The organism is Bacteroides sp. AR29, assembly GCF_900217715.1.
In the GTDB taxonomy this organism is placed as follows: Bacteria; Bacteroidota; Bacteroidia; order Bacteroidales; family Bacteroidaceae; genus Bacteroides; species Bacteroides uniformis.
Genome location: NZ_OBMS01000025.1, coordinates 64,305 through 76,380 on the forward strand (window position 1 = coordinate 64,305; position 12,076 = coordinate 76,380).

14 protein-coding genes are annotated in these 12,076 nt (G+C 44.1%); 7 read left to right on the forward strand and 7 right to left on the reverse strand.

Annotation, left to right across the window (positions count from 1 at the left end):
• The first annotated feature begins 38 nt into the window (after positions 1 to 38).
• The 5 genes from CSD97_RS15420 to CSD97_RS15440 all read left to right on the forward strand — a co-directional run bounded on the left by CSD97_RS15420 (position 39) and on the right by CSD97_RS15440 (position 6,073).
• Entirely contained in the window at positions 39 to 242 is a 204-nt protein-coding gene (locus CSD97_RS15420) for a hypothetical protein (protein ID WP_098032646.1), read from the forward strand.
• Positions 239 to 3,445, forward strand: a complete 3,207-nt coding sequence (dnaG, locus tag CSD97_RS15425; protein ID WP_098032647.1) for a DNA primase — start codon at positions 239 to 241, stop codon at positions 3,443 to 3,445. The genes CSD97_RS15420 and dnaG overlap by 4 nt, the downstream gene beginning before the upstream one ends.
• A gap of 181 nt (positions 3,446 to 3,626) precedes the next feature.
• Positions 3,627 to 4,598, forward strand: coding sequence for a type IV toxin-antitoxin system AbiEi family antitoxin (locus CSD97_RS15430; protein ID WP_098032648.1), 972 nt, complete (start codon positions 3,627 to 3,629; stop codon positions 4,596 to 4,598).
• Positions 4,588 to 5,460: a hypothetical protein gene (locus CSD97_RS15435; protein ID WP_098032649.1), complete on the forward strand. Its 873-nt coding sequence runs from the start codon at positions 4,588 to 4,590 to the stop codon at positions 5,458 to 5,460. Before CSD97_RS15430 ends, CSD97_RS15435 begins: the two co-directional genes overlap by 11 nt.
• Entirely contained in the window at positions 5,450 to 6,073 is a 624-nt protein-coding gene (locus CSD97_RS15440; protein ID WP_098032650.1) for a protein phosphatase 2C domain-containing protein, read from the forward strand. Before CSD97_RS15435 ends, CSD97_RS15440 begins: the two co-directional genes overlap by 11 nt.
• Positions 6,074 to 6,119: 46 nt before the next feature.
• Here CSD97_RS15440 and CSD97_RS15445 read toward each other — a convergent pair whose 3' ends face one another.
• Both CSD97_RS15445 and CSD97_RS15450 read right to left on the reverse strand, forming a co-directional pair.
• Positions 6,120 to 6,626 carry an SLOG family protein gene (locus CSD97_RS15445; protein WP_098032651.1) on the reverse strand — a complete coding sequence of 169 codons (507 nt, stop codon included), beginning with the start codon at positions 6,624 to 6,626 and terminating at the stop codon, positions 6,120 to 6,122.
• Positions 6,626 to 7,192 carry a ribonucleotide-diphosphate reductase subunit alpha gene (locus CSD97_RS15450; protein ID WP_098032652.1) on the reverse strand — a complete coding sequence of 189 codons (567 nt, stop codon included), beginning with the start codon at positions 7,190 to 7,192 and terminating at the stop codon, positions 6,626 to 6,628. The genes CSD97_RS15445 and CSD97_RS15450 overlap by 1 nt, the downstream gene beginning before the upstream one ends.
• Before the next feature lie 1,005 nt (positions 7,193 to 8,197).
• Here CSD97_RS15450 and CSD97_RS15455 point away from each other — a divergent pair.
• Positions 8,198 to 8,443, forward strand: coding sequence for a helix-turn-helix domain-containing protein (locus CSD97_RS15455; protein WP_098032653.1), 246 nt, complete (start codon positions 8,198 to 8,200; stop codon positions 8,441 to 8,443).
• Between the two features lie 69 nt (positions 8,444 to 8,512).
• Here CSD97_RS15455 and CSD97_RS15460 read toward each other — a convergent pair whose 3' ends face one another.
• Genes CSD97_RS15460 through CSD97_RS15480 form a run of 5 tightly spaced genes read right to left on the reverse strand, consistent with a single transcriptional unit; the run spans position 8,513 to position 10,125 of the window.
• A complete protein-coding gene (locus CSD97_RS15460; RefSeq protein ID WP_230325991.1) occupies positions 8,513 to 8,887 on the reverse strand; it encodes a hypothetical protein in 375 nt (124 codons plus the stop codon).
• A gap of 60 nt (positions 8,888 to 8,947) precedes the next feature.
• A complete protein-coding gene (locus CSD97_RS15465) occupies positions 8,948 to 9,307 on the reverse strand; it encodes a hypothetical protein (RefSeq protein WP_098032655.1) in 360 nt (119 codons plus the stop codon).
• A gap of 1 nt (position 9,308) precedes the next feature.
• Positions 9,309 to 9,479, reverse strand: a complete 171-nt coding sequence (locus CSD97_RS15470) for a glyoxalase (protein ID WP_098032656.1) — start codon at positions 9,477 to 9,479, stop codon at positions 9,309 to 9,311.
• A 3-nt stretch (positions 9,480 to 9,482) separates the two neighbouring features.
• The gene (locus tag CSD97_RS15475) at positions 9,483 to 9,803 is read right to left on the reverse strand and encodes a sulfide:quinone reductase (protein WP_098032657.1); all 321 of its coding nucleotides are present in this window, start codon (positions 9,801 to 9,803) and stop codon (positions 9,483 to 9,485) included.
• A 43-nt stretch (positions 9,804 to 9,846) separates the two neighbouring features.
• Positions 9,847 to 10,125, reverse strand: a complete 279-nt coding sequence (locus tag CSD97_RS15480; RefSeq protein ID WP_098032662.1) for an LPD11 domain-containing protein — start codon at positions 10,123 to 10,125, stop codon at positions 9,847 to 9,849.
• 644 nt (positions 10,126 to 10,769) lie between these two features.
• Between CSD97_RS15480 and CSD97_RS15490 the strand changes: the two genes are divergently transcribed.
• Positions 10,770 to 11,984: a site-specific integrase gene (locus CSD97_RS15490; protein WP_098032658.1), complete on the forward strand. Its 1,215-nt coding sequence runs from the start codon at positions 10,770 to 10,772 to the stop codon at positions 11,982 to 11,984.
• The last annotated feature ends 92 nt before the right edge of the window (positions 11,985 to 12,076 follow it).

Genomic DNA, 12,076 nt, shown 5'->3' on the forward strand with positions numbered 1-12,076 from the left:
ACTTTTAATCTGAAATTGGAATAATAACGTAACGACAAATGAAGGAATTAAAGCCGACATGCGACCCCGATGGTGTCTATTCTGTCAAACGCACATGTGCGGAACTGGGCGTAAGCCACAAGACACTCCGAAAATACAGGGATAGCGGCTACATCAGGCCGCTCAATCCCCAGAACCTTAGTCGCCCCAAATACTCGGGGCAATCAATCATAGAATGTTGGAACCTTCTCAAAACGGTATGATAAGCGAATCCACCATCAACAAGGTCAGGAACCTCGCCATAGAGGACGTCCTCAAACCATACGTCAGGCTTTCCCGAAAAGGTCTAACGCTGATGGGGCTTTGCCCTTTCCATCCGGAACGGACGGGCTCGTTCGCGGTCACTCCCGGCAAGAACCTGTTCCACTGTTTCAGTTGTAACCGTGGAGGGGACGGCATCGCTTTCATTATGGAGAAGGAGAACCTGACCTTCATGGAAACTGTGGCATTTATTGCCAAGAACAACAACATACCAGTAGAATATTCAGACGAAGAACGTAGCGAGGAAGAATTCTTGGAAGCTAGGCACAAAGAATCCCTTCTTGTCGTTCTCGATTATCTTCAACGCTTCTTTGTGGAAAACCTGAGGGTGGCAATGACAGACGAGAGCCGGGCTGCCCGCGAATACGCCTACGGCAGATGGCAGGAAGAGTTCTGTTCCATTACGGGAATCGGTTATGCTCCCAAGGATGGCAACACATTCATGGAGTATTGCCGGACAAAGGGGGTCAACGAGGAATCCCTTTTCGAGCTTGGAATGTTCAAGCGCAACGAGGATGGAAGCGTATATGCCATGTTCCGGCAACGCATCATGATTCCTATTCGCAACAGATTGGGACGTATTATCGCCTATACCGCCCGATATATAGGGAACAATGAGAAAGCCCCGAAATACATCAACTCTTCCACAAGCATCGTTTACTCCAAAGGTGAAACCCTGTTCGGTGTCGACCGGGCAAGCCGACAACGGGATGCCGATTATTTCATTGTAGTGGAAGGTGCACCGGATGTGTTAAGGATGCAGTCCATCGGTTATGACAATACTGTGGCGGCTTTGGGCACGTCATGGACGGACAGCCAGTTTGAGCAACTGAAAAAGTTCACTGCCTCGCTTTGCTTCATACCGGACTCGGACACTGCCGAAGGCAAACCTTATGGGGCTGGATTTGAAGCGGTCATGAAAAACGGAACTTCTGCAATTAAGAAAGGATTCCATGTAACAGTAAGAGAATTACCCTTTGCAAAACAAAACGGAAAGAACGATGCTGATAGTTACATCCATTGCAAGGAGGATTATTCTTCCCTGAAGGAAAAGCATTTTATCGTATGGCTGGCACAGAAACGCTTCTGCATAGCCGGCTCTTTGATGGAAGAACGGAAATATGTGGCTGAAATCGCAGACCTCCTACGCTATGTAAAGGACCAGTTGGTGTTTGACCAGTGCATCGAGCAACTGGCCAAGCTGCACGGCAAGGTCAAGTTGTGGCGTGATGCCGTCACCCAGGCACGTGGCGAGGCGCGGAAGAAACAGGAACATGGCTCATCCATGAATGAGATGCAGCGTGAAGCGGAACTGCTTCGCCAATTCGGTCTGTTCATCCGTGAGAACTGCTATTATGCCATCGATGAAGAGGACGAGGAATCGACAAGAATCTCCAACTTCATTATGGAACCACTGTTCCATATCGAGGACGAAAATAATGCCACCCGAATTTTCCGAATGCGGAACATGTATGACGTGTGCAGGGTCGTCGAATTGAAAGAATCTGAACTATGCTCTTTGAGCAACTTCCAGCAGAAAGTCGGTTCATTGGGCAACTATGTATGGCTGGCGAAGATTGACAAGCTCAACCGGGTCAAGGAATACCTGTATTCTAAAACCGATACAGCGGAGCGAATCCGCAAGCTGGGTTGGAACGCATCCGAAGAGTTCTTTGCTTTCGGTAACGGCATTTTATACGGCGGAACTTTCAAGAATGTCGATGATTTGGGAATTGTCCGTGGTGTCAACGGCAAGGCATTTTATATTCCGGCAACTTCCAAGATTTATCTCCACAACCAGGAAATCTTTCAGTTTGAGCGGTTGATGGTCCATGAGAACCGCAACGGCGTAAAACTGTATGATTTCGCATCAAGGCTGATTGGGGTGTTTGGTGAGAACGCCTCTATTGCCTTGTGTTATCTTCTTGCCACCCTGTTCCGTGACATCATATTCAGACGTACCCGGCATTTCCCTATCTTGAATCTTTTTGGAGAGAAAGGTACCGGTAAGACTACGCTTGCTACTTCGCTGCAATCTTTCTTCCTGCACGGGATTGACCCGCCCAACCTTGGTGTTACCTCTGTCCCTGCTATGAACGACCGAGTATCACAGGCGGTCAATACCTTGGTGGTACTGGATGAATACAAGAACGACCTCGACATCCGCAAAATCGCCTATCTTAAAGGCCTTTGGGGCGGTGGTGGTCAGACAAAGAAGAACACCAATACGGACGGAATGGCAGCACAGACCATCGTCAGCACCGGAGTCGCCCTTTGCGGGCAGGATAAACCCACACAGGATATGGCACTCTATACCCGTGTCATATTCTTAGCATTCTCCAAGACATCGTTCAATCAAGTGGAAAAAAGAAACTATGAAGACTTGGTTGCGCTGTGCAATATGGGACTGACCCACTTGACCATCGAGATATTGAGTCATCGGGAACTGTTTGAAAAGAACTTCCCGGAAACCTACTCCATCACCAAGAGGGAACTGGCGGCAAAGTTTGAGAACGAGAGCATCCATGACCGTATTTTCGGGAACTGGATCATCCCGTTGGCGGCTTACCGGACTTTAGAGACGGTGTTGGATGTGCCGTTCAGTTATGCCGAACTCTTTGAGACGGCTGTCAATGGCATCCGCAGCCAGAACGAACTGGCACAGGAAAGTTCCGAAGTCGCCGACTTCTGGAGTATGCTGCAAGGATTCCAGACCTCAGGGAAATGTGTGGATAAGGCACATTACCGCATCCGCTATATGAAATCGTTCCGCCCTATATCCGTCAAGGAAGATATGGAGTTTAAAGAGGCACGCCCCATTCTCTATTTGAATATGGCAGCCGTGGCTTCCTTATTCAACAGTCGGAATATGAATGCTACCGCCAATCGTTCCAACTGGTCCACTATCATGTCGTACCTGAAATCTCATTCGTCATACCTCGGTTTGAAACAAGATAGGTTTACAATTCTGTTGCCCAGCGGTCTGCCTGACTACTCGATTGAGATAGTCAATAATGAACAGGTCAGGAAAGTCAAAGTCAACCGTCCGAAGGCGTTGTGCTTTGATTATCTGCAATTGAAGGAAGCGTTTGGATTGGAACTGGAAACGGAAGTAATAACCGATGTACAGGATTCCGAAGATTAGGCATTTTTTGAAATGGAAATTATTATGAATGATTTTGTCCACATAATTATCCATGTTTACAAATTCATGAACATTGCAAAATAATGAACACAAAATTTGTTCAAGTGAGGAATGTTCACTAATTTTGTATTGTTCATTAATTCATGAACAGTATATAAAGACTGAACAACAAAGCATATATATGGGAACTGAATATTTGGAATTACTTAATGAAGCCATTTTCAATTTGAAGGAAACGACAGGGAATGATAGTATTGCCATTTGTGATGAATTGAATAAAACAATTTGCATCAATGGCATAAGATTTTATTGTAGTATAAAAAAGACAATAAGTAACGCCAATGTATTTTCTGCCATAGAAGAAATTAAAAGCAAAAGTAAAAGTATGCCCATGATTTTAATTACCAATAAAATCTATCCTAAGTTAGCAAATACGTTTGCAGACAATCAAATCAATTGGATAGACAAAGCAGGTAACTGCGACATCAGACATGAGAACCTGACCATTAAGATTGTCGGACAAAAGAATAACACGGCCACCAAGGCAAGTACGGTTTCAAAAATAAGCGAGGCTAACATCAAACTTATCTTATTTTTCTTGCAAAATCCAGAAAGTGTAAATTGGCCCTATCGTGAGATTCAAGAAAAAGTAGGACTATCTCTGGGCACTATCACAAAAGTATTCGACCTATTGAAGGCTAAACGTTACTTAGTACAAACCGACAAAGGAAGACGACTTGCCATGCGCGAAGAGATTATTGAATGGTGGCAACAACAATACAATGAGTTTTTGAAGCCTAAATTACTTGTAAATCGGATGGCTTTTCGTACTCCCGAAGCGAGAAAAAAATGGAAAGAAATAACACTTCCCAAAGGTATGTATTGGGGAGGTGATTGCGGTGCCAACTTGATTGACGGCTATCTAATCCCTGGCGAATTTGAAATTTACACAGATGTGGTAAGTTCGTCACTTCTTCGGACTGGTATGGTAATGCCCGCCTCGGACGGAGAAATACACATTTACAAGAGATTCTGGATTGGGGATGAATCCGAAAGCATTGCCCCTATCTTAGTCATTTATGCAGATTTGATGGGCACCGGAGATAGCCGATGCCATGAAGCTGCTTTCAGAATAAAAGAAAATGGAATATAATATCACACGAGACACATTACAAAACAATCTGCTTTATGATACCCTTAAAGCATTGAGTAAAGTGATGTATGACCTACAACTGGATGTGTATGTTGTAGGTGCATTGGCAAGAGACATTGCCATGGAAATACTTAAGATGCCGCCTTCGCCAAGAAGAACGGCCGATCTTGATGTTGCTATAGCATTGAAAGATTGGAGTCAGTTTGAGTTGTTAAAGGAACAGCTTCTGAAAAATAATTTCGTTAAAGGAAAGCCTAAACAACGATTTTATTACAAAGGTGAAGATGGTAACAACGATTATGAAATTGACATCGTTCCTTTCGGCGAATTAGAGACCGATGAGAAAGTTGCATGGCCACCTGAAGGCAATCCTGAAATGTCTGTCAAATGTTTTAAAGACGTAATGAATATCGCTGACACAGTAGTAATTGATGATACTATTATTGTAAAAATGGCTCCTTTGTCCGGCCAATTCTTGATTAAGTTTGATACATGGATAGACCGACACTTGCTTACCGACAAAGATGCAGCCGATATGCTTTACATAATGGATAACTTCTATTTGGCATACGTTTCATTCAAACAACCTGTACCTGACGAAGTCCAGGAAACAAGTGAACGTTTTGACCTTTTGAATGGTGGTGCCCGATGGATTGCTTGTGAAATGAGGGAATTTCTTACCAATGAACACCTTCAATTCTACACTAATCAACTACAAGAACAGATTGAACTGGATGAAAACAGTCCACTGATAAGAACTATGAGCAACAAATATTCTGCAAGTGACTCACATATGATTGTAAGAAATGCGCTTATCGGGATGGTTGAAGTATTAAAGAAAGGAGGACACAATGAAGATTGATGGTTTTTCTATAAAAGGCATACACTATTCCAATGAAGATAGTTTATCAGTCCTTCAAATTGCAGACAATAAGGCTATTGCAGTTTTGGCAGATGGTATGGGCGGTTTAACATTTGGCAAGGTAGCTGCCGATTTGATTGTGAATTCAATTACAGACTTTGTCTGTGAACACGAAGGCGAATTAGCTGTTCAAGATTTATTAAATCAAGCGTTGGAATATGCTGATGAAATGGTTTCCCAAAAAAGTTTGGTGACTCATAGCAAAATGGGAGCAGCTGTTGCTATCGCATTTATAGATGGCAGCAACATTCACTATACTTGGCAAGGAAATGTTAGAATCTATCTTTTTGGCCATGGTAAAGTTGCACAATTAACCTTAGACCATACGTTAGATGTCGGCTATGGCAAGCAGCTACTAACAAGATGTATCAAAGGTGCAGGTATAAGACCTGACGTACCATATCAATGTGAGAAGGCCAATACAGGAAGTGTCCTTCTCCTTTGCACCGATGGCCTTTATAAGCAAATAGAAGTTTGTCAAGTATTTGACAAGGCACTACCCATAGATGGAAAATATGAAGATGATGCTTCTTTAATAAAAATAGAATTATAGAAGAATGATTGAAAATAGGAACTCATCATCTTATATACAAAAGGGGCTAATCGCCCCTTTTGCCGTAAATATTGACCACATCCATTTTCATCCTCCCGGCTTTTCTGACCGTATAAAACGTACCGCCTTGGAGCTTGCCGTCATAATATGCAATCACACCGCAAGAATGCGAAAGCATATAATCGTTACGTCTGAGCAAACATCCACGGAAATAGTTTCCGCTCAATACAACAACCTTGTCTGTTTTGGCAAGTATTCGGTGATACCGCTCCTGTTCAGAGAAAGCCCATCGGTCGCTCTGTCCCGAAAACGGGACAACGGCAATCAACCGTATATTGGGGAACTTGTCTTTGAGCGACAACACGACCTCTGCCGCCATCATGTCAAGTCCCAATGCCATACCACAATAGAAACGGGTTATCCCCATTTCGCAAGCAAAAGCCACGGCTGCAGTCAACCGCGCCTTTACTTCCTCTTGCCGGACTAATGGAATAATCCGATGCCCCGTAAAGGCTATGGATTTTCCTCTCTCTGAATACAATGACTTTTCCATCAGTTTCTTACTCTATAATGGGTTCTTGCCAAGAAAATACCACCAAGTACATTCGCTCCGAAACTTTCAAGCTGGTTGGCATAAAGGGCGTAACTCATTCCACGGGTGATTACATCATCATATACCAAGACGGCCTTTCCGTCAAACCACTTCTCGTCAAACTCCAAGATACTGACCTTTCGGATTTCCTTTTCAGCCTTTCGGTGTTCGTGAATGGATAGCCGTTCACCGCATACCTTCACATGGTCATAGCCGTTTATCGCTCCGGTCAGTTCACATACTCTTTCGCAAAAAGCCTTGTATCGAATTTCATTCTTCTTGCCCGTAGATGCCGGAACCGGGGAGAATACGATGCCTGTACACGTCTCGCCATATCGCTCTTTCATGCTCGATGCGGTTATCCGGGCAACTTCCTCGTAAGCTTTTCCATCCTTGAAGGCATAAACAAGCTCTCTGTCGGCGATTTCCTTTTCGACCACATTCCGAATACGTTTAGGGAAATACTTGCAGAACCAAATCTGAGGCTTGTCCAACTGTTTTTTGATGTTCTCGTCAATCTGTGCCATACACTCTGAATCTTTTTCCCTTTTGTTTCAAGCTTTCCGGCTTGCCCAAGGGATATTTTTTGCTTTTCCAGCGTGTTGGCAGGCAATAAGGCAAATGAGGGAACAGCAAATACGCTCAACCCCGTTTGAGGAAGATTTGCCGTTTCCGGTTTGACGTTTGGTAATGCCGACAGAACCTTTGCAAAAGAATATCCGCAAAGGCAGGCCGGACTGAATCGCATGAAGCAGTGGAAAACACGTCATCGTGCGATAGTTGTAAAAAGATTTGATCGAACTTTCAATGGCATGGCCGTAAGCGGAGATATGCAAGTGCCGTAGCGAAGTCTCGATTAACCTGCATATCTCAGCAGGCGGTCTTGCCATGTTCAGGTCAGGGCAGACTGTCGTTCTTGGCAAATAGCAACCCGTTGCCATGCGGCAAGAATGTCTGTATGCCAGTGTTTACCAAACATACTCTTATAGACACTCCTCCCATTGTATTATTTCAACGAATGAATCCCCATACTACAGACTCGTTCTTTGTGCATTTTCAAAAAATAACATGCACACATTTCACGGTTGACAGCGTTGACAAAGCCTAAGAGACATCCTATCAATGACTTCATATAAAATGGATGCGTTGACAAACGTTGACAAACGTAGCCACTTTTTCCATTCCCCCTAAAATCCGGTGCCAAGCGTTGACAAAACCATGTATCTATACTTTTTATACTTCTATTGAAGAAAAAAGATAATAGATTGTATTACAAGGGCTTTCAAATAGTATTTTTACGACAATCAAGCGTTGGCTCCTTTGTCAACGCTGTCAACCCTCAAACATATACCCTTCTCATTTTCACGAAAAGCTTCACCCGTTTTTCCATCATCTTCCATGCCGATTAATACCACGTAGCCATCATTCCCGCATACTTCCACCAAATCCTTTCAATTCCATAATATTCCAGTATTCAACGTATTGCCCAATCATTTGCATAGCCGTACCTTTCGAGCAAAATTATCTCAGGAATGGATTTACATGCGATTTTTACAGGAATTATCCCGGAAAGGCTATACTCGGTAAATGAAGCCGCCCGTTATCTCGGTGTCCACCGCTGCACCATCTATGCCTACATCAAGCATTCGGAGAGGCCGCTTCCGTTTGTCAGGCAACCGGGCAATATGAGGATTGTATTTCAAGGCAGCGACTTGGCAATGTACAAGGCGGCCGGTCTCCCAAAGAAAGGGCGTAAGCGGAAAGATGGCATACGGTAGTACCTTACATTATTATATATTGTTACCTGCCATGTGGCAGGTAACTCGTTACTTGGATGAACGGAAATGTCAAAAAGATTGTTCCAACTTCAGGATTGCATCAAGAAGCCTATCAATCATCTTTTCTGCCTCCTCCATATCTTTCACCACGTCTTTCATCCGGTAAGGCGCACCGTTTTTGCCATGCCCGGTTTCATCAAGCCACAGGTAGGCTTCCTCGTCCACATCAAAATTATCATAATACTCCTTTATGCTCCCAATCAGGCTATTAAGGTCATCGTCTTGCATCGTTACCGGGAAAGAAAAATCCTGTCCGGCAGGGGTATATTTGGAAAAGGTAAATTCCGTTTCTTGTCGCTCATGATTTATTTCCGTATCTACACTCCAGCCATCGGCTTCGGCACATCGAATTATCAAATCCATTACATTATTCATCGCACACATAATTACATTGTTTTTATGTCAGCCGTGGGTATGATGCCACGACTGACCGATTACTACTCACTACTCGAATCTCGCTAAGAACCGCTGAAGGCGTTTGTCATTCAACAGCCTTAACTCGGTCGGTTGGAAGTTTGGCTGTTGCCTTATTTGGAGTTTTCCTAAACCTTGCGCTGTCAAGTCCAGTTCTATTTCTGAAAGTTCATTCAGTGAAATATAGCTGTACTCGTCCTCCATCAGTCCGATTACGATGCCGAAAAGGATGATGTCGTTTTCCTCCGCTTCCCCTTCCAATATGAACCATCGGACAGAGCCAAGGGCAAAGACCGCACGGCAAACCGCTTCTTTTCCCTTGCCGTTTTGGGAATAAAGGGGGAAACCTTTCAAGGCTTCCTCCAGTTGGGGTGTCATTAACCTGCACATATCAATCAAATTCTATTTCATCCTCATACACTTCTATCTCCACACCACTGCTGAACTGCACGACAAAGCCCCTTGCAGTCTTGGCAACTATTGTACCTCTGCGGTAGCCACGCCAAGGCGTGAGCATTTCGCATTGCCGTCCGTATTCCGGGAAATCTGTTTCGTCCATCATAAATCATTGAGTTTTCATGTTGATATATTCGGGGTCGTAAATGAGGTTCTCCTCTGTCAACCGGTCGTATGCCGTTGCCGCAAGACGGGAAGCCCATTCGTTGCGCTGGTCATAGCTCCCTTTCTGGTAATTGAATGCCAATTGGCGCATAAAGCCGATGAACACCCTGAACATCTGCTGCTGGAGATAGCGGTGCGCCCTGGTCAGTTCCTTGCCGGTTTTGTCGGCGGAACACATCCGTCCGTTCACAAAGTTGGCGAACTCTTGGGCAAAAGCCTTGTCTTGTTCGGATATTACCTCTCCTGGAAATTCTTGATAGTCCATAATTTTTGATTTTAAAAAGTTATTTGATAATTAGCCATTCCCTTTAATCGCATTCCGCCATTTCCTTGCCGTATGCGACGATTTCATCCATTGTAAGCCATTCAGGTTTCTCATCGAAACTGTTATAAAGTTCAACCATCAGCTTTATTTGCAGATTCACACTGCCAGCCCACAAGCGTCCGATATTCCGATTGCCGCAATTAAGGTAATATTCGCAATCCGATTGTAAACGTCCCAATAGTTTGTACCTGAACACGTCATCACGCTGTAAGACATTGTCTATTACCTTTCTTTCTTCTGAATTTGTTTCCATGTTTGCCATAATCATTTGTTAATTTGATTTTTTTTCCCTTTTGTTGAAGCCTTTTGAGCTTCTTGGCCGGGAGAACCGTTTTTCGTGCAAGATTGCCACTGCGGACAAAAGGGAAGATAAGGCAAGTGTGAGGTCTGAGAGTGCGGACGGAATGCCCAAATTTTGAAGTAACGGGAAAATTTGCGGAAGGCTGCCGGCAAACCCTCCGATTGAAAGCGACAGCGGCACTTGACGTTCTTCCTGTCCACAGTACCTTTGCACGGAAAAATGGAATTCTGGCCGGGAAGTTCCAAAGCCCTCAAACAACTTAGTAGAGATTTTTCCATTGCAAGGACAAACAAGCCTTCTTTAAAAAACGATGTTGAAATGAAAACTTTTGAAGTGGAGCTTGCGTAGCCTCAAAGGGTTTCTCTTTAACATCGGCATGGAGTTAACCAGCAACCGCATAGACATACCGGCCGGACTTACTTGGTGTTGAAGGCACGGAGTAAGCCGGGTGACATCATGTGTCTTACAAAATCCTATGAATTTCCTGATACTCCTATGTTTAATCTGTTCTCAGCTAATTGTCCGGGCTGTATCTTTACACTATAAAATGATTCCCATGATAGCAAAAGGATATTACCTATATACATACTTATTACATTAATTTTATGGCAACAGTAAAAGTGAAATTCCGCGCTTCTTCCAAACCAGGCAAGGAGGGAACACTGTTCTTTCAAGTAATCCACGGCAGGGTTACAAGACAAATAGCTACCGGATATAAGATATTCGAACGTGAATGGGATGCCGCCGGTTCGGAAATCATCCTGGCAGATAATGAACCATTGAGACGCGACTACCTATTGTCGGTAAAGGAGGCGTTGGCTGCGGAATCATCCAAATTGAAGGGCATCATTGCCCGCCTTGATAAAACGGGCGATAACTATTCGGTTGAAAAGATTGTAGAACTTTCCAATGCACCGAAAAGCGATGATGGCTTCATTGCGTTTGCCCAAAGGCTCACCGGCCAATTGAAACAAATCGGCAAGAAACGTACAGCCGATACTTATACCACCGTCCTAAACAGTTTCAAGCGTTTCCAGAAAGAACAAGACTTGCCTTTGGACGATGTGGATTCCGCTCTGGTGATGGAATACGAAACGTGGCTCAAAGAGAACGGCATCTGCAAGAATACGGTTTCCTTCTATATGCGCAACCTGCGGGCCATCTACAACCGTGCGGTGGAAAAGGAACTGACCGCACAACGCTTCCCGTTCAAGCACGTCTATACCGGGATTGACAAGACCGTCAAACGGGCAGTCCCTATAAAAATCATCCGCCAAATCAAGGAACTTGACCTTACCTTGTCACCCCTGCTTGATTATGCCAGAGACCTCTTCATGTTCTCATTCTATACAAGAGGTATGTCCTTTGTGGATATGTCATATTTGAAAAAGAAAGACTTGCAGCATGGAATCCTGACCTACCGCCGGCAGAAAACCAACCAGCAGCTTTCAATCAAGTGGGAACAACCCATGCAGGATATAATCGACAAATATGACACGGCAGACAGCCCTTATCTGTTGCCCATCATCCGCGACATGGACCGAGACAAACGGAGACAATACAAAAACGCTTCGCATTTGGTAAACAACAAGTTAAAGAAAATCGGGGAGCAACTCGGCTTGGGGATTCCCTTGACAAGTTATGTCGCCCGGCATACTTGGGCGAGCATTGCCAAAAGTAAAAACATACCGGTTTCCACCATCAGTGAAGCCCTGGGACATGATTCGGAAACAACCACGAGAATCTATTTAACATCGTTAGACACCTCGTCTGTGGATAAAGCCAATTCGATTGTATTGAAACTGTTTACCGACAAATAATCAAAAAAGAAGCATTTTACACTATCCAATCAGTCTATATCACAGGTTGCCATTTTGTTCTGCAAAACGGCAACTCTCTCATTAAGAGAAGT

What these genes read in the sequence shown, in the direction of transcription:
- CSD97_RS15420 (WP_098032646.1), top strand. Translation starts at nt 39, where the DNA reads ATGAAGGAATTAAAGCCGACATGCGACCCCGATGGTGTCTATTCTGTC.
- dnaG (WP_098032647.1), top strand. Translation starts at nt 239, where the DNA reads ATGATAAGCGAATCCACCATCAACAAGGTCAGGAACCTCGCCATAGAG.
- CSD97_RS15430 (WP_098032648.1), top strand. Translation starts at nt 3,627, where the DNA reads ATGGGAACTGAATATTTGGAATTACTTAATGAAGCCATTTTCAATTTG.
- CSD97_RS15435 (WP_098032649.1), top strand. Translation starts at nt 4,588, where the DNA reads ATGGAATATAATATCACACGAGACACATTACAAAACAATCTGCTTTAT.
- CSD97_RS15440 (WP_098032650.1), top strand. Translation starts at nt 5,450, where the DNA reads ATGAAGATTGATGGTTTTTCTATAAAAGGCATACACTATTCCAATGAA.
- CSD97_RS15445 (WP_098032651.1), bottom strand. Translation starts at nt 6,626, where the DNA reads ATGGAAAAGTCATTGTATTCAGAGAGAGGAAAATCCATAGCCTTTACG.
- CSD97_RS15450 (WP_098032652.1), bottom strand. Translation starts at nt 7,192, where the DNA reads ATGGCACAGATTGACGAGAACATCAAAAAACAGTTGGACAAGCCTCAG.
- CSD97_RS15455 (WP_098032653.1), top strand. Translation starts at nt 8,198, where the DNA reads ATGGATTTACATGCGATTTTTACAGGAATTATCCCGGAAAGGCTATAC.
- CSD97_RS15460 (WP_230325991.1), bottom strand. Translation starts at nt 8,887, where the DNA reads ATGTGTGCGATGAATAATGTAATGGATTTGATAATTCGATGTGCCGAA.
- CSD97_RS15465 (WP_098032655.1), bottom strand. Translation starts at nt 9,307, where the DNA reads ATGTGCAGGTTAATGACACCCCAACTGGAGGAAGCCTTGAAAGGTTTC.
- CSD97_RS15470 (WP_098032656.1), bottom strand. Translation starts at nt 9,479, where the DNA reads ATGATGGACGAAACAGATTTCCCGGAATACGGACGGCAATGCGAAATG.
- CSD97_RS15475 (WP_098032657.1), bottom strand. Translation starts at nt 9,803, where the DNA reads ATGGACTATCAAGAATTTCCAGGAGAGGTAATATCCGAACAAGACAAG.
- CSD97_RS15480 (WP_098032662.1), bottom strand. Translation starts at nt 10,125, where the DNA reads ATGGCAAACATGGAAACAAATTCAGAAGAAAGAAAGGTAATAGACAAT.
- CSD97_RS15490 (WP_098032658.1), top strand. Translation starts at nt 10,770, where the DNA reads ATGGCAACAGTAAAAGTGAAATTCCGCGCTTCTTCCAAACCAGGCAAG.